Source organism: Laceyella sediminis (genome assembly GCF_003003125.1).
GTDB classification, from domain to species: Bacteria; Bacillota; Bacilli; order Thermoactinomycetales; family Thermoactinomycetaceae; genus Laceyella; species Laceyella tengchongensis.
Map to the genome: position 1 here is coordinate 1 of NZ_PVTZ01000012.1, position 19508 is coordinate 19508.

The 19508-nt window shown below is 48.4% G+C and carries 19 protein-coding genes; 15 read left to right on the top strand and 4 right to left on the bottom strand.

The features are described 5' to 3' along the window. Positions 1-128: 128 nt before the first annotated feature. The 4 genes from CLV36_RS13210 to CLV36_RS13225 all read left to right on the top strand — a co-directional run bounded on the left by CLV36_RS13210 (position 129) and on the right by CLV36_RS13225 (position 2320). Entirely contained in the window at positions 129-542 is a 414-nt protein-coding gene (locus CLV36_RS13210; RefSeq protein WP_342748027.1) for an AAA domain-containing protein, read from the top strand. Between the two features lie 17 nt (positions 543-559). Next, positions 560-946 carry a hypothetical protein gene (locus CLV36_RS13215; RefSeq protein ID WP_102993484.1) on the top strand — a complete coding sequence of 129 codons (387 nt, stop codon included), beginning with the start codon at positions 560-562 and terminating at the stop codon, positions 944-946. Between the two features lie 111 nt (positions 947-1057). Beyond that, entirely contained in the window at positions 1058-1516 is a 459-nt protein-coding gene (locus CLV36_RS13220) for a hypothetical protein (RefSeq protein WP_106342964.1), read from the top strand. 72 nt (positions 1517-1588) lie between these two features. Then, entirely contained in the window at positions 1589-2320 is a 732-nt protein-coding gene (locus CLV36_RS13225) for an EcsC family protein (protein WP_106342965.1), read from the top strand. A 97-nt stretch (positions 2321-2417) separates the two neighbouring features. On the opposite strand, the gene CLV36_RS13230 is transcribed toward CLV36_RS13225, so the two are convergent. Then, positions 2418-3905: a DUF4153 domain-containing protein gene (locus tag CLV36_RS13230; protein ID WP_181353038.1), complete on the bottom strand. Its 1488-nt coding sequence runs from the start codon at positions 3903-3905 to the stop codon at positions 2418-2420. A gap of 292 nt (positions 3906-4197) precedes the next feature. Here CLV36_RS13230 and CLV36_RS13235 point away from each other — a divergent pair, with 292 nt between their 5' ends. From CLV36_RS13235 to hutI, 6 genes are all read left to right on the top strand, one after another. Then, a complete protein-coding gene (locus CLV36_RS13235; protein WP_054095744.1) occupies positions 4198-5415 on the top strand; it encodes a Tm-1-like ATP-binding domain-containing protein in 1218 nt (405 codons plus the stop codon). A gap of 12 nt (positions 5416-5427) precedes the next feature. Next, positions 5428-6261 carry a phosphoenolpyruvate hydrolase family protein gene (locus CLV36_RS13240; protein ID WP_106342967.1) on the top strand — a complete coding sequence of 278 codons (834 nt, stop codon included), beginning with the start codon at positions 5428-5430 and terminating at the stop codon, positions 6259-6261. A 327-nt stretch (positions 6262-6588) separates the two neighbouring features. Beyond that, complete coding sequence (hutH, locus tag CLV36_RS13245; RefSeq protein ID WP_181353059.1) at positions 6589-8115, top strand: histidine ammonia-lyase; 1527 nt, start codon at positions 6589-6591, stop codon at positions 8113-8115. Between the two features lie 38 nt (positions 8116-8153). Beyond that, entirely contained in the window at positions 8154-9128 is a 975-nt protein-coding gene (locus CLV36_RS13250) for an agmatinase family protein (protein WP_106342969.1), read from the top strand. 90 nt (positions 9129-9218) lie between these two features. Further along, on the top strand, positions 9219-10883 hold the full coding sequence (hutU, locus tag CLV36_RS13255; protein WP_106342970.1) for a urocanate hydratase: 1665 nt from the start codon (positions 9219-9221) through the stop codon (positions 10881-10883). A gap of 56 nt (positions 10884-10939) precedes the next feature. After that, a complete protein-coding gene (gene hutI, locus CLV36_RS13260; RefSeq protein ID WP_106342971.1) occupies positions 10940-12226 on the top strand; it encodes an imidazolonepropionase in 1287 nt (428 codons plus the stop codon). Positions 12227-12362: 136 nt separating this feature from the next. On the opposite strand, the gene CLV36_RS13265 is transcribed toward hutI, so the two are convergent. Continuing rightward, positions 12363-12929, bottom strand: coding sequence for an NAD(P)H-dependent oxidoreductase (locus tag CLV36_RS13265; RefSeq protein WP_106342972.1), 567 nt, complete (start codon positions 12927-12929; stop codon positions 12363-12365). Positions 12930-13232: 303 nt separating this feature from the next. Between CLV36_RS13265 and CLV36_RS13270 the strand changes: the two genes are divergently transcribed. The 3 genes from CLV36_RS13270 to CLV36_RS13280 all read left to right on the top strand — a co-directional run bounded on the left by CLV36_RS13270 (position 13233) and on the right by CLV36_RS13280 (position 15087). After that, positions 13233-14195, top strand: coding sequence for a class I SAM-dependent methyltransferase (locus CLV36_RS13270; protein ID WP_106342973.1), 963 nt, complete (start codon positions 13233-13235; stop codon positions 14193-14195). Positions 14196-14398: 203 nt separating this feature from the next. Then, the gene (locus CLV36_RS13275; protein WP_106342974.1) at positions 14399-14767 is read left to right on the top strand and encodes a DMT family transporter; all 369 of its coding nucleotides are present in this window, start codon (positions 14399-14401) and stop codon (positions 14765-14767) included. A 5-nt stretch (positions 14768-14772) separates the two neighbouring features. Continuing rightward, complete coding sequence (locus CLV36_RS13280) at positions 14773-15087, top strand: DMT family transporter (protein ID WP_106342975.1); 315 nt, start codon at positions 14773-14775, stop codon at positions 15085-15087. Between the two features lie 151 nt (positions 15088-15238). Here the strand turns inward: CLV36_RS13280 and CLV36_RS13285 are convergent, their stop codons facing one another. Both CLV36_RS13285 and CLV36_RS13290 read right to left on the bottom strand, forming a co-directional pair. Continuing rightward, the gene (locus tag CLV36_RS13285; protein WP_106342976.1) at positions 15239-16042 is read right to left on the bottom strand and encodes a TdeIII family type II restriction endonuclease; all 804 of its coding nucleotides are present in this window, start codon (positions 16040-16042) and stop codon (positions 15239-15241) included. Positions 16043-16124: 82 nt separating this feature from the next. Beyond that, positions 16125-17228, bottom strand: coding sequence for a DNA cytosine methyltransferase (locus tag CLV36_RS13290; protein ID WP_106342977.1), 1104 nt, complete (start codon positions 17226-17228; stop codon positions 16125-16127). A 184-nt stretch (positions 17229-17412) separates the two neighbouring features. On the opposite strand from CLV36_RS13290, the gene CLV36_RS13295 reads away from it, so the two are divergent. Then, positions 17413-18255 carry a GNAT family N-acetyltransferase gene (locus CLV36_RS13295; protein ID WP_181353039.1) on the top strand — a complete coding sequence of 281 codons (843 nt, stop codon included), beginning with the start codon at positions 17413-17415 and terminating at the stop codon, positions 18253-18255. Positions 18256-18652: 397 nt separating this feature from the next. Then, the gene (locus tag CLV36_RS17725; RefSeq protein WP_245888367.1) at positions 18653-19495 is read left to right on the top strand and encodes an LPXTG cell wall anchor domain-containing protein; all 843 of its coding nucleotides are present in this window, start codon (positions 18653-18655) and stop codon (positions 19493-19495) included. The last annotated feature ends 13 nt before the right edge of the window (positions 19496-19508 follow it).

A 19508-nucleotide genomic window follows, 5' to 3' on the forward strand; every position in this document is an offset into this window, starting at 1 on the left:
GAGTACCGATTTCTTTTCATTTTTCTCATCCCCCATCACTAGTAGTGTAATCCACTTACACTCTTAGTGTCCAAAGTCATTAGGGGGCTAAAGAGAGAAAATATTTAGGAGAATTAGATGTAAGAAATATTGTTGTTGGAACCGTGCATGCTTTACAGGGATCCGAATTTGAAGTGGTTATGTTTTCACCAACTTATACATCTCGAGATACTGAAAAACATTTTTTTGATCGTGAACCCTATATTTTAAATGTTGCTACCTCTAGAGCGAAAACCTCATTTCTTACCTTTGGAGATATGGAGGTTTTCGGAGTTGATAAGAACGTACCTTCAGGAAAATTAAGAAGTTACAGCGTTGATGCAACTGAAACAATTATATTACCTGAGAGGGAAGAAGTAGATCACCTGCTTGAAACGATGAGAAAAGATTTTTTCAGAGAGTTACCTGGAAAGATTCATCAAATAAATAAAATTAATATTATTAACAGTGTCATTAGTCAGTCGCAGGTTGGGAACAATGAGGGCGCTACTTTGTATTTATAAATAGGGAGGAATTTATCATGGAAAAAAATAATGTAACCATCAGCATCAGCGGTGGTGATATTAAAAGTAGCCAGATTGGTGATAATCGTCATGCAAAAATGGTTGTAAATACAGATACGGATGTACAAAATGATAAAATTGAAGAGCTAAAACAACAGTTAGCTAAACTGATCCAATCAATTGAAGCCGAAACAGAAATCGATCAGGAAACGAAAGACGAATACCTTATGACTATTAGTGGAGCAAAAACTCAAATAGAAAATGGGAAATGCTCTAAAGGAGTATTGAGAGGTTTAAACAAAACGTTAGACGAATTTAGTGGGGTAGTTACTGGAATGGGTGCTTTGGGGCAGGCCATTAGTGCGACGGTCGATGTTGTAGAGACGATGATGAAAAGCTTTTGAATGATATCGAAAAACAACCATCCCCCGTTTGCGAGGGAATGAATAAAGGAAATAACAAGAAGACGGCGGTTTGGCCGTCTTTCTTCATTGATCGCGTAATGGGGGATTTCTGTGAAAGGAAAAAAAGAGAAACTTGGCTTATGGGGCAATGTGATTGTTTTCGCTTTATTAGGTGTTTTAGTCGTGGTTATTCTGAGTATTCCTGTACTGATCAATATGGGGATTCTCTCTTTGCTTAAAAACGTTGTCACACTCGGCATTAAAGTCCAATCGACCACCGGTTTGATCTTGTTTGGAGTGGGTGTGTTATTTTATTTCATTCCAGCGATGACGGTGGGTTTTGTATTGGAGTTGGTAATACAATTTCTATTCGCTGAAAGGGAAAAGGTAAAAGACGGTTTGGATGCTGCTGCGAGTTTCTTCCTTGTTCTGTTTCATATGCATGTATTAGATGTGATGATTGAAGATCTCACTTTTTCTCTGTATGGGCTTTTGGTCTTGGCATTTGTTTATTCCTTGATATTTGACGCGATGGAACAAATGGATGGGCTTTGGAACAAGAAGGAATGAGCATCAACTTCTCAGCAACCGGGTATATATCACTGTCGCACATACCAGATTACATACGAAGGGTGAAGCTGATTGGATTACGAACAACGTGCGCGCCAAGAATGCATTGCTTGGCAGGCAGAAATGCAGAAGTCTCCAACGGTGTTGCAATGGGCAGCCAAGTCAATCCAGGATAAAATCAATGAGAAGATTCCGCAAAAGGTGCATGATGTGATAACTGAAAGCATCAAGCACCTGGTGCAAACGGTGCTCGTCGGTTCGGAGTGGACAACCAAATCGGCTACCACCGCCGTTTCCTTAGAGGAAAAGGAAAAACAAGTGCTAGAAAAGATCAAGATGTACAAATACACAGCGACGGTGGAAGGAGCCGGGACGGGAATGGGCGGTTTGTTATTGGGGTTGGCCGATTTCCCGATGCTGCTCTCGATCAAGATGAAGTTTTTGTTTGATGCAGCTAGCTTGTACGGGTTTGATGTGAAAGATTATCGTGAGCGGCTGTATATCCTGCACATCTTCCAGCTTGCGTTTTCAAGTGGGGAGGTTCGCATCGAGACGTTTCACAAGATGAAAAATTGGCATGAAACGATCCGAGCTTACCCGTCCCATGCGGATTACTTAAAACAGCTGGATTGGCAGAAGTTCCAACAAACCTATCGTGATCACATCGATCTGGCTAAGATGTTGCAATTGGTGCCGGGATTGGGCGCAGTGGTGGGCGCCGCCGCCAATTACCAGTTTCTCGACGAGTTGGGACGTGCGGCTATGAATGCTTACCGGATGAGGCTTTTGCCTTTGCCCCGCTAGTCATGGAACGGCCTCTCCTACGAGAGATTCAACCGCCTTGCCACAATCAATGAAAAACGAGTCTGCCATGTGGAAGCAGACTCGTTTTTGTGTATGGTCAGTGGATATTTTTGACGATCTGTTCGGCCCGATGCCGGGAAAAATTAAATGTTTGCCACTCGGGCTGGGTTTCAAATTTCAAGCGGGACTTCATTTTCTTCAGCTCAGCCACCACCTTGTCGCCAATCTTGGGGTCTTGTTGCAGTTTGGCCAATTCCGGCACTACATCATAAGAGAGGCTACCGATATAGTATAGGTCAATTTCACCTGTTTGTTGGTACCGCTGAATGTTGCTTTTGGCGATGATCAGATCCAGGTTGGCGTAGTTGAGGGTGACCAGCCACACCAAGGTGATGATGGTGTAGCATTTGTACAGGGAGACATTGCTTTTCCAGACTCGCACCAATGAGACGGCAAATAGGGATAAAAGCAAAATCATAAAGGCTTGGGGCAACAAGCGCAACAGAGTGAAGCCGTAGGCTTGTTCATACATGGTTAACCGGGTGAAGGCGGAGAAGAGGATGAACAGACTACATACCGTGAGAATGGTGAGCAAAACTTGGACGGCCCGGTATAAGCCTTTTTTCTGTTGCGAGGCAAAGTGAAGCAATAACAGCAACACGCCGATATTGATAAAGCTGACAGTTAGCATTTCGCCGAATCCTTGGCGAGCGTACTCCGAATAGGTTACTCCCGCGGGCAAAGCGGATTCTGCCCCGCCAAACAAGAAAGAGATTTGGATCACAGTGAAAATGACGTATACCAGGTTGAGCATGGTAAGGATGGTGACGGAAATGACACCGTCCAATTTTTTTGCTTTCCGGGTTTCTTCTTCGCTTGTCCCTGTTGGTTCCGGTTCTTTGGTGGGGTGGAGCAGGCTCCAGAAATAAGCGAATAAAATCAAGGTGATGAAGGTGGTGAGAATGATGTGAGCGGGAATTTCGCCGAAATCGATATCCAATAGTTGTTTGGGTATTTCAATCACGTATTTCAGAAAGATGCTGTCGGCAGAGGAGAGTAGCACAATGACCACCAATAACAAGGGGCAAGTGATAGCAATTCCCAAACCGACTTTGATGGCCACACTACTTGGCATGAGTCGAGATCGCACCACTGAGGAGAAGGGCTTTAACAAGTTGCTGAGGGTGTGGATGGTGACCCGTTCGGCCATTTCTATAAGAAATCCGATGTGGTGCCAAGGGTGCTTGTGGGTGCCGGTCACCAGCATCGTATGGGCGACAAACAGCAGGGGAACGAGGAAAAAGTTCAACACCAGAAACGCCGGATTGGAAAACAGGACAAAGGTGAGGCTCAGCAATAGAATCAGAGCGACCAGTAGCCATGGGAAGGTGAACGACGGTTTGAGACGACCTTGGGAATGGAACAGCCAAGCGAACACGCCGTAGACTGCTACGACGAAGATCGGGTAAGCAATTCCGGCAAAGGTGGTGTCAAAGAACATGAAGTCATACAGCAGGCCAAGGGCGAAACACCATAACAAAAGCTTGCTTTCTTTAGTAACTTGATTTGCGTCTGAAACCCCCATAATGAACTTCCTTTCTCTGTGTTTTCTTTTTTTATACATATCATTTCATATTTGAATTCTTTTGCAAAGTCTTATCTCTAATGGCAACCGTCAACCTGATTCGTCAGAAACGTGCTGAGGAGATGATTGATCACGATGAGGAGTTTACAAGCAAAGATGGAATGAACTGGCGGAAAGAGACCTGTTTTTCTTTATTTGAAGGAGATTTGACTAATTCTACAGAAATATATCTTTTGATTTAATACATAAATAAGCATGGCAAAAAAATAATTTGATTGTCGAGGAGGTTGTTATGGGCAAAACGATTGCACTGATTGGTGCATTGGATACCAAAGGTCCCGATTATGCATTTGTGAAGCAGGAGATTGAGAAGCGCGGCCATTACGCTCTCACCATCAACACTGGGGTGCTAGGGGAGCCTTTGTTTGAACCGGATGTTCCCGCAGAGCGGGTGGCGGAAGCCGGTGGCATGTCCTTGGCTGAGCTGAGAAAAGTAAAAGACAAGTCTTTGGCCATGACGGTAATGACCAAAGGGATTGCCCGTGTGGTGAAAGAGTTGTTTGATCAGGGATTGATCGATGGTGGGTTATCCATGGGTGGTTCAAACGGAACCATGATCGGTACGTCAGGCTTGCGCGTGTTGCCTGTGGGGGTGCCCAAGGTGATGGTGAGCACGGTGGCTTCGGGGGACACACAGCCTTATGTGGGCATCAGTGACATCGTCATGATTCCATCGATTTTGGATATAGCTGGGCTGAACCGCATCAGCGCCAAGATTTATTCCAATGCGGTGGGAACGGTGGTCGGCATGGTGGAAACGCAAGTGCCGAAGATTAAAACCAAGCCGCTTATCTCAGCCTCGATGTTTGGCAACACGACTGTGTTGGTGAATCAATGCACAAAGCAACTGGAAGAAAACGGTTATGAAGTGCTGGTGTTTCATGCGACAGGTACCGGTGGCAAAACCATGGAATCGCTGATTGACCAAGGGTATATCACCGGGGTGTTGGAAGTGACGACGACGGAGCTGGCGGATGAATTGGTTGGCGGTGTTTTGTCGGCGGGCCCCTCCCGCTTGGATGCTGCGGGCAAATGGGCGTTGCCCCAAGTGATCGCTCCCGGATGCTTGGATATGGTCAACTTCTGGAGCATGTCCACTGTTCCGGGGAAATACCGCGACCGCTTGCTGTACAGCTGGAATGACAATATCACTTTGATGCGGACCACGCCGGAAGAAAACGCCATCTTGGGGCGGATTTTGGCTGAAAAGGCCAATCGATCCAAAGGGGAATTAGCTATTTTCCTGCCTTTGCAAGGTTTGTCCGAGTTGGATGCGCCCGGCAAACTCTTTTGGTGGCCGGAAGCAAATCAGGCGTTGTTTGACGCCATCAAGGAGCACATCCGCAAGGATATCCCGGTCTACGAACTGGATTGCAACATCAATGATCCGCAATTCGCCAAAGCGGTGACGGATAAATTATTGGAAATGCTGAGAAACGAAGAAGAATAGGAGCTGAGAAGCATGCCATTCATATCAAGAGATGAATCTCTCCGCCGGTTGCGTGAGACGGTGAGCCAAGGATCCCCGGTTATCGGTTGTGGAGCGGGCACGGGCATATCCGCGAAATTCGCGGAACAAGGCGGTGCGGATCTGATCATCATCTATAACTCAGGCCGTTACCGGATGGCGGGCCGCGGTTCACTGGCTGGCCTAATGCCGTATGGGGATGCCAATGGGATTGTGGTGGAGATGGCGAGTGAGGTTTTGCCAGTGGTAAAAGACACTCCTGTGCTGGCGGGAGTGTGCGGAACGGACCCATTCCGACTGATGCCTGTATTCTTGAAAGAACTGAAAGAAATGGGTTTTGACGGTGTACAAAATTTCCCCACCGTGGGTTTGATCGACGGCACGTTCCGCCAAAACCTAGAGGAAACTGGCATGGGTTTCGAACTGGAAGTGGAAATGATCCGCTTGGCCCATGAATTGGACATGTTGACCTGCCCGTATGTGTTCAATGAGCGAGAAGCAGTGGCCATGGCAGAAGCGGGTGCCGATGTGCTGGTGGCCCATATGGGTTTGACCACCAAAGGCTCCATCGGTGCGGAAACGGCATTGACTTTGGAGCAGTCTGCTGAGCGCATTCAACGGATCCATGATGCGGCCAAAGCAGTTAATCCCCATGTGTTGGTGTTGTGCCATGGCGGCCCCATCGCCGAGCCGGAAGATGTGCGCACAATCCTCTCGCTCACGAAGGGAATTGACGGCTTCTTCGGGGCTTCCAGCATGGAGCGGTTGCCTGTGGAGGTCGGAATCCGTGCCCAGGTGGAAAGCTTTAAGTCTTTGGTAAAAGTGTGAGCAACATGGCAAAAGGAATGATCCGGCCAGGGTCATTCCTTTGTTGTTTATGCGATTGTAGGAGAGAATTTTCACATAGTTGACAAATAGAAGTTGGTTATGTGAGAATAATATAACATAATAAAATTATCTGAAACCAATAAAGCGAGTGGTTGCGATGAAGGTTAGCAAAACGCCAACAATACAATCGCATATACCCCTCTTGAAAAAGGGACTGTGTGGAAGTGAGTAACTTCTGCGCAGTCCCTTTTAGTTTGGTAAAGCGAAGAAAGAGGAAAGGGTGGGGCAGCGATGTATGCTGAGCAAACAAAACCTGTTGGGCAATTGATGGGAATAGAGTTGGATGGGAACCAGATTACAGCGGAGGATGTGGCCGCGGTAGCAATCAACCGGGTTCCCGTCGTTTTGGGTGATGAGGCAATCAAGCGGGTAGTCGCTTGCCGGCGGATGGTAGAAGAATGGGTCAGTGCCGGCAAGGTGGTATACGGGGTGACCACTGGTTTTGGCAAGTTTAGCGATGTGCGCATTTCTGCGGAGGATGCGGTGGCATTGCAAGTCAATTTGATTCGCAGCCATGCCTGCGCGGTGGGAAAGCCTCTGCCAGAACCAACGGTCAGGGCGCTGATGATGTTGCGGGCAAACGCGTTGGCCAAAGGGCACTCTGGCATTTGTTTAGAAACGTTGCAATTGTTGGTCGATTGCCTTAATCGGGGAGTCCATCCGGTGATTCCTGAGCAAGGGTCGCTGGGGGCGAGTGGTGACTTGGCGCCTTTGTCGCACTTGGCGTTGGTATTGATGGGAGAAGGGGAGGCGTTTTATGAGGGCGAACGCTTGCCAGGCGCCGAAGCGCTGGCCAAGGCGGGCTTGAAACCGATCACCCTGAAGGCCAAGGAAGGATTGGCCTTGATCAACGGCACCCAGGCGATGACCTCGATCGGTGTGCTAGCTTTGGCCAAAGCGGAAAGGTTAGCCAAAGTGGCTGATGCCATTGCCGCGCTGACGGTGGAATGCCTGAGGGGAATCCCCGATGCGTTTGCGGATGAAGTGCATCGGGTGCGCCCTTATCCGGAGCAGAGCGGTGTGGCGAGAAATTTGCGGACTCTGCTGCGGGGGAGCAAGCTAGTCACCCGGCAAGGGGAATTGCGGGTACAAGATGCGTATTCGCTACGCTGTTTGCCGCAGGTGCACGGGGCGACACGGCAAGCGTTGGCTTATGTGAAGGAGAAAATCGCGATTGAAATCAACGCTGCAACCGACAACCCCCTGTTGTTTGTGGAAGAAGGCAAAGTGATATCAGGCGGCAATTTTCATGGCCAGCCAATTGCTTTGGCAATGGACTTCTTGAAAATCGGGTTAAGCGAATTGGCCAATATTTCCGAGCGCCGCACGGAGCGGTTGGTCAACCCTTCCTTGTCCGGCGGGCTACCCGCATTTTTGAGCCATCAGCCGGGAACCCAGTCTGGACTGATGATTTTGCAATATGTAAGCGCTTCGCTTGTGTCGGAAAACAAAGTTCTTGCCCATCCGGCTAGTGTGGACTCCATTCCTTCATCGGCCAACCAAGAAGATCATGTGTCGATGGGAACCACTGCCGCCCGGCATGCGGCTCAGGTGGTAGATAATGTGGCCAAAGTGTTGGCCATTGAGCTGATCTGCGCCGCGGAAGCCGCCGACTTTGTGGGTATCGAAGGATTGGCCCCGGCCACTCGGGCTTTGTATGACCGGTTGCGCGCCATCGTGCCACCGGTTGCGGCAGACCGTTCCACCAGCCAAGAGATTGAAAGCGTGGCGGCAGCTCTCTTAGAAGGCGAATGGTTGCAAGCCGTGGAAGCGGTGTCCGGCCCGCTGTTTTAAAAAGGGTTTGGGTTCAATCAATGAAAGAGGTGATGCTGATGAAACGATTCGCGTTGTTGAGTCCGCCAGAGCTTGTCCGACGCACCAACTGGCGTGACCGGCACGAAACCAAAGTGGCCCACTGGTTAACGCCGTGGGACGGGCAAGCGGATGTAGAAGTGGGATTTATCGGGGTGCCCCTGTCCAAAACGTCGATCAGTGTGTCGGGAGCTTCCATGACACCCAATGCGCTCCGGGAATTATTCCCCACCATGACAACCTATGACATCGACCATGATGTGGATTTGCAGGTGCTACGGGCACATGATCTGGGAGACATCCAGATGCATGTGACTGATCTTCTGCGGTGCCACAGCAACATTGAACAAGGCTTGGCCGAGATTTATCAGGCGATGCCGCGGATGTTTCCCATTATCGCGGGCGGAGACCATTCTATCACCTGCCCGTCGGTCAAAGCCTTTAGGACCCGATATTCGGGCAAAGTGGGCATCGTGCAACTGGATTCCCATATGGATGTAAGGAATCTGGAAGACGGAGGCCCGTCCAACGGAACCCCGATCCGCGGGCTGATTGAGTCGGGAACAGTCGAAGGAACCCACATCGCCCAAATCGGGCTACACAGCTTCGCCAACTCTAAGCCTTACCGGGAGTATGCCTTGTCCAAAGGAATTACCCAATTCACGGCCTCCCAAGTGGCCAAAGAAGGCATCGCCCCGCTGGTGGAGCAGGCATTAGCGGTGGCTGGCAATGGTACCGAGGCTATTTATGTCACGGTGGACATGGATGTGTTGGATCAGGCGTATGCACCAGGAGTGCCCGCAATGGTGGCGGCGGGCATGACTTCGTGGCAGTTATTAGAGGCTGTGTACCTGTTGGGTGCACATCCAAAAGTGCAAGGGTTTGACATCGTCTGCGTCGATCCGGTACATGATGCGCGTCGGGCCACTGTGCGCATGACATTGCACACGATATTAACCTTCCTCTCAGGATATGCGAAACGGCTAGGCAGGTAAATGGATGGCAAAAGGGAATGACGCGCCTGTCTCCGAGCAACCGGGTATGTGTTCAATCCAACTCAAAACCAACGATGGGAGAGATGACAAATGAGTAAAAAAACAAAAAGAATCGTCCGCGCTCCCCGCGGCACGCAGCTGAATACCAAAGGATGGCAACAAGAAGCGGTGTTGCGAATGTTGATGAACAACTTAGACCCCGAAGTAGCGGAACGCCCCGAAGACCTCGTTGTTTATGGCGGAATCGGCAAGGCGGCCCGGAACTGGGAGTGCTTTGATAAAATCGTGGAATGCTTGACCGACTTGGAGGCAGATGAAACGTTGCTGATCCAATCGGGGAAACCAGTAGGCATTTTCAAAACGCATCCTTTGGCGCCGCGCGTTCTTCTTTCCAACTCTGTGCTCGTCCCCGCTTACGCCAATTGGGAGACGTTTCATGAGCTAGATAAAAAAGGGCTGATGATGTACGGCCAAATGACAGCTGGAAGCTGGATTTACATCGGAACGCAAGGCATTTTGCAAGGCACCTATGAGACATTCGCCGAAGCTGCGCGCCAGCATGCCGGCGGGACGTTGAAAGGCACTTTGACGCTGACCGCCGGGCTCGGTGGTATGGGTGGTGCACAACCGTTGGCTGTTACCATGAATGGCGGAGTGGTAATTGGGGTGGAGGTGGACCCGGCCCGCATTCAACGCCGTATTGACACCCGCTATTGCGATGTGATGGTTCACGATCTGGATGAAGCGTTGACGCTGGCGCAAGCGGCCAAGGAGGAAGGCAAGCCGTTGTCCATCGGCTTGGTCGGGAATGCGGCGGAGGTGTTCCCTGCATTTGTCCAACGGGGAGTGGTGCCTGACTTTGTGACCGATCAAACCTCGGCTCATGATCCACTAAATGGCTATGTGCCGGCTGGTTACTCACTTGAGGCCGCGGCGGAATTGCGTCGTGACGACCCGGCTACCTATGTGAAGTTGTCTAAACAATCGATGGCCGTTCATGTCCAGGCCATGCTCGACTTGCAAAAAATGGGGGCAGTCGTCTTCGATTACGGCAATAACATCCGCCAAGTGGCCTTTGATGAAGGGGTGAAAGACGCTTTCAATTTCCCCGGCTTCGTGCCCGCCTACATCCGGCCCCTCTTCTGCGAAGGGAAAGGCCCCTTCCGCTGGGCGGCGCTCTCCGGTGACCCGAAAGACATTCATAAAACAGATGAGTTGGTGTTAAAGCTGTTCCCGGAAAATGAACACCTGTGTCGCTGGATTAAGTTGGCCAGAGAAAAAGTGGCATTCCAGGGATTGCCGGCGCGAATCTGCTGGCTGGGCTACGGTGAACGCGTCAAGATGGGCTTGGCAATCAACGAAATGGTGCGCACAGGGGAGATTTCCGCACCGATCGTAATTGGCCGCGACCATCTGGATTGCGGTTCCGTCGCCTCGCCCAACCGTGAGACGGAAGGAATGAAAGACGGTAGTGATGTCGTGGCTGACTGGGCGATCCTAAATGCGCTTGTCAACACTGCTTCTGGCGCCAGCTGGGTATCGGTGCACCATGGCGGTGGTGTGGGCATGGGTTACTCTTTGCATGCGGGCATGGTTGTTGTGGCTGATGGTTCCAAAGAAGCGGAAGAACGTCTGTCACGCGTGCTGAACACCGATCCGGGCATGGGTGTGATCCGCCATGCGGATGCCGGATATGAATTGGCGGTGAAAACGGCCAAAGAGCGGGGAATCCGCGTACCCATGCTGGGAATTTGACCGAACGCTGCGGGCCTAGATGCGGGTCCGCAGCCATTTGGAAAAGGAGTGGTCCGATGGAAAACAAAGCAATCGATTTGCTGGTGCATCACATTGGCGTTTTGGTGACCATGCGGGGGAAGGATGAGCCGCGCACCGGACGTGATATGGATGACGTGGGCGTTGTAGAACACGGGGCGGTTGCCATTCGGGACGGGAAAATTTTTGCCGTGGGCCAAGAAGAAGAGGTTCGTGCGCAAATTGCGGGCATGGCGGTGAAACAAGAGCTGGATGTCCAAGGCCGGTTGGTCACACCAGGACTGATCGACCCCCACACTCACTTGGTGCATGGTGGGTCACGGGAACATGAATTGTCACTCAAGTTAAAAGGGGTACCTTATCTCGAGATTTTAGCTCAGGGCGGCGGGATTTTGAGCACGGTTCGGGCCACCCGCACCGCATCAGAAGAAGCCTTATATGAAAAAGCTAAAAAAAGCTTAGACCAGATGCTTCTTTATGGAGCGACGACGGTTGAAGTCAAAAGCGGTTATGGATTGCGGTTGGAGGATGAACTCAAGCAATTGCGGGTAGCCAAACGGCTGGATGAGACCCACCCGGTAGATGTGGTGTCTACGTTTATGGGAGCGCACGCTGTGCCAGAGGAATATAAGGGACGCTCGGCGGAGTATGTGGATCTCGTTATTCACGAAATGTTACCCGAAGTGAAGCGGCAAGGCTTGGCAGAATTCTGCGATGTGTTTTGCGAGCATGGCGTTTTTTCGGTGGAGGAATCCCGCCGTATATTGTCGGCTGCTAAAGCGAACGGGTTTGGCCTCAAGATCCATGCAGATGAAATCGAACCGATGGGCGGGGCGCAACTGGCTGGAGAGCTGGGTTGCATCTCGGCGGAACATCTGTTGGCGGCCACGGACGAAGGCTTGGAAGCGATGCGCGATGCGGGAGTGATCGCCGTCTGCCTGCCCGCCACCTCATTTAATCTGCGTTTGACCTCCCATGCCCGGGCGCGGGCGATGATCGACATGGGTGTGCCAGTAGCCTTGTCCACCGACTATAATCCGGGAAGTTCCCCCACCGAATCTTTGCAGTTGGTGATGACGCTCGGTTGCCTCAACTTGGGAATGACTCCAGAAGAAGTGTTGACGGCGATGACCATCAACGCGGCCCATGCTATTGGCCGGGCGGATACGGTTGGTAGCTTGGAAGTGGGCAAGCAAGCCGACTTGGTGATTTATGACGCCCACAATTTGGCTTATCTGCCTTATCATTTTGGGGTAAACCATGTAGACACGGTAGTCAAAAACGGAAAGGTGGTTGTCGCTGGTGGCCGGTTGACGGCTGACTGATGGGGCGAGCCATTTAATTTGCCAATAAGTCTTACGGGAAGGACGCGTTTACCGGTCCTTCCCGTTTTTTGATCACTCCCGCAGGGGCGGGAAGCAATAGCATTCTTCCGCGAATGGCTTATGGGAGGGATGGCCGTCAATCGGCTGAGGCGGTGACTGTGGATCGGGGATGAAGCGGTTTCAGATGAGGGTTGGTGATATGCTTCACATATTCTTGCGCACTGAGAAAGATTTCTGTATCGGTTGCTTGGAGTGCATGATAAAAACTGAACATCGGCAGGAAATTCAACCCATTCATGTTAGCCATCGCTTGATATGGACGCATCAATTCTTCCAATGTGAAATGATTGAACCCATCTGGCCCATAAGACGATTGGGGCGCGCCAGTGGAGATAGCCAAAATGAGGTCTTTGCCGGACAATTGTTTGCCTTCCGTTTCCGACCATAGTGAGGCCAACACTTCATCTTGCCATTTTTTCAACAAGGCGGGTGCGCTAAACCAATACAAAGGAAATTGGAATACAATTCGATCATGATTAAACAGCATTTCTCTTTCCCGAACATGGTCGATGATGCCGTCAGGATAAGTGGCGTATAAGTTGTGCACAGTGATATCTGGATGCTGCCGCAAGTACTGTTCCCAATAGCGATTCACTCTTGAGTGACGAAGGTCGGGATGGGCGATTAACACTAAAATCTTCATGGTTTCCCCCTGTGTATCTCTTTGGAGTTGGAATATACTTTCTATACTTATATAATCACAAAATGCAATGGTTTTTTGATATAAAATGTTAATATTAATCATATTTTTAGGGGAATTATCCGTCTAGACATTCCTTCTTCGTGACTCACAGAAAAGGTAGAGAAAAGAGTCCACTTTCCGGGTGCTGGCGCTGGCGAAAATTGAATTGGAAGCGATCCGGCTGTATAATTGTGCCAACTGGCTTGAAGCCGTGTCATACTGCCGCGCAGGCGTATGCGTTCAAGGAGAAAGGGACGTTAGCTCATGTTAAGATCGTTATGGCAACAGCACGGTTTGTTTACAAAGCAAGGCGACAAAGGCCTCCTTTTGGTTCCACCGCCGACACTTGTCTCCGCTTTTATCGCCGAACAGGAGCGATATCAAGTGGAATTGGCGGCGATCTGTGCCGACGGAGAACAGTTGAACCAACAGGCCGCCGACTTCGCCCGCTTCACGATGGCGTCCTTGCTCGCCACCAATCAATATCTCAACTTCCGCCAACGCGATATTCGCCGGCTGGAACGGATGATGCGTTCATTACTGCTGGAATTGGCCGATCTTTGCCAGCAGGGAAAAGTTACCCCTGACCGGTTGACGCAAGTGTTCAACCAGCAAGCGCTCAAGGTGAGCCAATGGTTGTTGAAGTCCAATGGCCTTCACGCCTTTCAGCTGGAGGGTGACCAGGTGCTGGTGCGGCGGGTTCCCTGTGCTGAATACGATGCTTCATTCCAATTAGAATTATTGCAGATTGAGCTGGCTGACCTCCGAGAACCGGTGCTTGACATCGGTTGTGGAGCCCAGGCGCTGTTGGTTAACGCCCTTAGGGAGCGAGGCATTGATGCCTATGGATTGGAGCGCTTGGATCAGGAGGAGAACCCGTTTATTTACGCCGCCAACTGGCTCGATTTTCACTTTGTGCCCGACAAATGGGGTACGATTATCTCTAACATGGCCTTCTCCAACCACTTTTGGCATCATCACATCAGGAAAGACGGGGATTATGCCAGCTATGCGCAGAAATACATGGAAATCCTGCGTTCGCTCCAAGTGGGAGGCAGCTTCATCTACGCCCCGGGTCTGCCCTTCGTCGAAGATATCCTGACCGACAGCGGTGATGACTACACGGTTATCCGCCGTCCGCTGGACCCTTTCCCCTTCGCACAGGAGGAGACAGAAGAGTTGCATGGTTCACGCTGGTATGCGGTGTCCGTGCGGCGCAATCGGTAGTGCTCATAGTAGCCCTAAACCGGATTGATGAAGGTTGGGTTGAATTTGCCATAAGAACGAAAAAAGCCGGTTCTCACATACCATTGAGGACAGGCTTTTTTATATTTTGACCGAACCATGTTTGCAAGATCGGGTGGTTTGGGTATGAATGGATTGAAAATAAAGAAAGGTTTCATGAGACATCACGGAAGGAGACGAAGGAGATGAGTGCGGAAGATACCGCCAAAAAGAAAAACGAAAAGACAATTAGCATACAGCGGGCTTGGTTGTATGTCCTTTTAGGAGGATTGTTGGAAATCGCGTGGGCTACAGGGCTTAAAACAGGAGGCATCAGCGGGATATTGATCGTCTTGATGATCATCAGTTTCGAGCTACTGGTCCGCGCCCTCAAAGCGCTTCCCATCGGAACCACTTACGCCGCCTTTACGGGGATTGGTACGGTCGGACTTATTATCGTTGATGCCCTGTACTTGCGCCAGCCCATGAGCGGGTTGCAAATCGTGCTGACCTTGGTGCTGATCGCCAGCATCATCGGCCTCAAACTAACCAGCGATACCAAAGGAAAGGAGTGAGGGACATGGCTTGGGTTTACCTCATTATTGCCGGACTGTTCGAAGTCGTCGGAGTCATCGGTCTCAAACGCGTGTCTGAAAAGGATAATATCCTCAACAACGTCATCCTCATCGGTGGGTTCATTGCCAGCTTCAGCCTCTTATCTACGGCGATGAAAGAAATCCCTCTCTCCGTTGCCTACGCCGTCTGGACCGGCATCGGCACACTGGGCTCCACCGTGGTGGGGATGTTGTTTTTCAAAGAGTCAAAGAGCTGGATTCGGCTGGCCTGCATCCTGGGAATTGTGTTTTCGGTGATGGGGTTGAAGTTGGTGCATTAGGGTAGGGGTAGAAATCGCAGCATAATTGTAATAGGCTAGATAATTAGTTAACAAGGAGAAGTGCAAGTTTAATAAGACTCTTACAATATAGATGTAAGAGTCTTTAGTTATGAAGTTTTAACGACCAAATAGTTTTTTCTGTTAATACTATTTATATTTGCATACCAAAATATTCTCTTCGAATTCTCTTCCAATAATCCTGTCCTACTTCTTCGAAAATTTGGAGGAGTTCATTGTAAGTGTTTGAATTGTTTCCAATTTTGTTCCATAGTGTTGAACCAATTAGTACAAATCTATCATCATCCATATCAAAGAAGCTATAGGGAACAGAATGCTTTGATTTTCTGTACATTTTTCCTTCCCCTGCAGGGTTGTACGGCAATGCGAAGAATGCTTCACAATTTGGAAAAGCGGTACGTAAGATAAGTAAATTTCTCTTAGCTTCAGCAGTTTGATCTTTATTAGGTTTTACTGTTTTGAATGAATAGAATTCTTCGTGTCCGTTAGGTCTGCGTATATAAAGATCAGAAACAATTGTGAAATTTTCTGTTCTATTTATACTTATATTTTTAAGGTCATTAATTTCCATTTCGATGTTAGGCTGTACGCCCTTTTCTTTCTTTTTTCTCTGATTTTCAATAATCATATTTATTTTATCAGTTTGGTGAGTGTTTAAAGTCAAGTGTCGCTTATATTGGTTAATTGCGTATGCTCCTGTACCTTCCGCTATGATTTTTCCGATTTGCTCAAAAATATTTTGGCCTAGAGTTGTAACAAAAGAACGTTCAAACTTGGCACCTTTCCAAACTTCTATGGGAACTAGAAGATAACCAAAAGGATTTTTTTCTCGAATTTCATTTTCGTTAAAAGGTTCATCATTCACTCTCTTTGTTATAAGACTTTCTAATACCGACGAAATGTGCTCTTTTATTCGGTTTTTAGTTGAAGAATCCATATACACACCTCTTTATAAATAATAAAAGAGCTAGAGCTCTCTACCTATTTTAAGAGATACTCTAGCTACAAACAATCTGTAATTATACTAATTCGTATACTTTAAGTTTATTTATTATTGATAACCCTAATACTTTGGCAAGTTTAATTGGTACTGCGTTACCGATTTGTGTATATTGTTGTGACAAGCTGCCCTTAACAACATAATTTAGAGGAAATCCTTGTATTGCAAGATATTCCTCAATACTAAGTGGACGGTCTTCAAAAGGGTGGCCTAAGTTAGTACTCTTTTGTACAGGCACTGTCAACAAAGTAGGTGATGGCTTGTCTATATTGATACGGCGGAAGAACCCGACCTTTCCACCACCAGAATTATAAGCCCCCCCCATCGCATCTTCTACAACTGTCTTGGGTAAATCACGCCAGTTTCCTCCACCTTGAGGGATCATCTTCATGTATTTTAATCGTTCAGGAGAATAGGGCATGTAATGGTGATGTTTAATTTTGAGGCTTTTTAATACATCACCGACAGTAATCCATGGCTTAGTATATAAATCACCTTTTTCTGAGTGAGTTGGTTCCGGGAATTCATAATTTATCTTAAGATCCTTACGAGTTCCAACGATGAATACACGTTCTCTTTTTTGAGGAACTCCATAGTCAGCGGCGTTAAGGAGCTTGACCTTTACATCATAGTTTATAAATTGCTTTAATAAATGAGCCAGAGCGCTTCCAGGTGTTTCTTCATTACTTAGAGGTGCAAAGCCTTCACCTCTTTGTGAAATTGGACGATGTTTTAATGCAGCGGATAAAAGCCCTCTGACGTTTTCTAGTAGGAAGAATTTAGGTTTAACTTCATTAACTATGTCCGCGAATTTCAGCATTGCTTGTCCACGAGGATCAGCAAACGCTTGTCTTTTCCCCGCGGTGCTAAAACTCTGGCACGGGCTACCTCCAAATATAAGATCAACTTCATCAGTAGTATTGAGGTTAGCCTCTTTATATATACGTGACTTATTGTATTCCATGATGTCACCTTGTCGAACATTCATATCGGGGTAGTTGCTTTTTAATGTAGAGCAATATATTTTCTCTAATTCAACACTTAATTTAATATCGAATCCCGCTTGATGTATTCCTATATCTAGTCCGCCTGCACCTGTAAAGAATGATATTGCGATAGGCATATAATACACCTCACCAACAGATTGGTAAGGTAAGTATAACATTTAATTATCAGTCGGTCCAGTGTAATGTTAAACTCACTTTTTATATTTAACTAAATTTGTAATTTTTACATATTTAACAAAAATGAATTTTGTTATAGTATAATTTTGATTGTTCTATCTATTTGGGGAGGAGCCACCCGCCTTGGAAATACGCACATATGAACATTTCACCTTAAACGAACTGACGGTTTTATGGAACCGGGCGTTTTCCGGTTATTCCGTTAACTATGAAGTGGATGTCGATGCATTTGCCCGGCAATTGGCGAATTGGGGACTGGACCCAAGCCGGTCGTTGGTGGCGCTGGTGGACGGCAAGCCGGTGGGGTTCATTCAGTCGGGAGTGAAAGATATTTCCGGACGGCGCTTGTCCTGGAACGGGGGAACGGCGATCGTGCCAGAGTACCGGGGGAAAGGGGTCGGGAAGCGGTTGATGGTGGCGGCGATGGAAGTGTATCAGGAAGCGGGGGTGGATGTGGCCACGCTGGAGGTGTTGGTGGAGAACACCCCGGCCCTTCGGCTGTACGAATCCTTTGGCTTTCGACCGGTGAAGCGGCTGGTGACGTTGGAATGTAAGGCCGTGCGTCCGCTCCCGAGAAGGACACCGCTTGTCTACCAGTTGGCTTTGCCGCAAGCGGTGTCTGGGAAGTCATATTATGATCCTGATGCCCCTTGGTTGGCGCACTGGTGCAATCTCAATCAGGCGCAAGCGCTCCTGATCACCGACGGACAAGGAGTGGATCGGGGGTATGCGCTGTTCAGTATCAAGGAGGATGGCACAGTGACCTTGCACCAGTTTGTGCCCAATCCAGCGTGTGGGATGACGGAAGCGGAACTTTGCGATGCATTACAAATGATCTGGGACATGGGATCAGGCCGCGCGGTGTTGGACGATTTTCCGGTGCATGATAAGCGAATGTTGCCGTTGTTACAAGAGATGGGGTTTGTGTGGAAAAGAGAGCGGCATCTGATGCATTGTAGATTATAGAAAATAACTAATTGTTTCTTCATCGTTACGAGATTAAAAGGCCGACTTTTTAGAGTTGGCTTTTTCTTTTTGTTTAGGTGGATTTGTCTTCATAGTTAAGAGAGATATTTTTTAGGGAAAAGAACAGGACTTACTAATGTTCCACCTTGTACTCATAATCTGGATCATATATAGCGGAAGTTTTTCCAATAATTGAGCCTAAGGCATTTTAAATGTAGGCGGAGCACTTAGTTCCCCTCTCTTCAATTGTTCATGAAATCCCTTGTATGACTTTATTATTTTCTGACACAAATTAGCCAAAAAATTTGAACCATAAACGCGCGATTAAGTAACGAATTAATTTATACAACAACAAAAACATATTGTATTTTTTAATAGTTAAAGGAGAGTAATGGATATGAAAAAGATTTCTATTGCATCAGCAGCTATTGCGTTGGCACTGGCCAGCATGCCACTGGCCGCATTTGCAGAAGAGAATGCAGAAACCAAACCGGCTACGGACGTGACCACTTCCGCTCCAGAAACGGAACAAAAACCGGCCACGGCTGATGATAAACAAACCGGTGAAAAACCAGCGGGTGAAGAAACCAAGCCAGCTACAGGTAACGAAGGCAAAGACAACAACAATGACACTACCACACCGCCAGCAACGAATCCGGAGCAACCACAAAAGCCGGAAGAGCCAAAGCAACCGGCTGATGAGTGCAAAGCTGAGCCAGATGAGGATGACTTCCATGACATTACTATTGTCGATATCAAAGACTTGGGCAACAACAAGGTGAAGATTATTGCAAAGCTGAATGGCAAAACTGCTAAAGGCACCTGGTACATTGCAGCTGGTTCGGAAGACGCCGAAGCTCCACAGATTGAAGCTGAAGTGAAAGGCAACAGTGTAAACTTTGAATATGTTTTGGACATCACAAAGCTGAATGCTGGCGAAAATGCGATCTTTGTTGCTTTTGAAGGAACCATCGACGGAAAAGCTTGCCAATTCGGCTTGGGTTACGAGTCCTTGCTTGTTGAAGAAGATGGAGGCAAAGGTGACAGCACGGTTAAACCAAATCCTGACAAACCAAACACCAAGCCAAACCCGAAACAAGGTAAAGAGGGCGTGAAGCAAATCAAAGGCGGAAAATTGCCGAAAACCGCTACTTCTTACCCAGTGGGTGCAGTAGCTGGTCTCGCTCTGTTGGCGGGTGGCGCAGCGCTGATGATTCGCAACCGTCGCGCGGCTGAATAATGAATGACAAAAG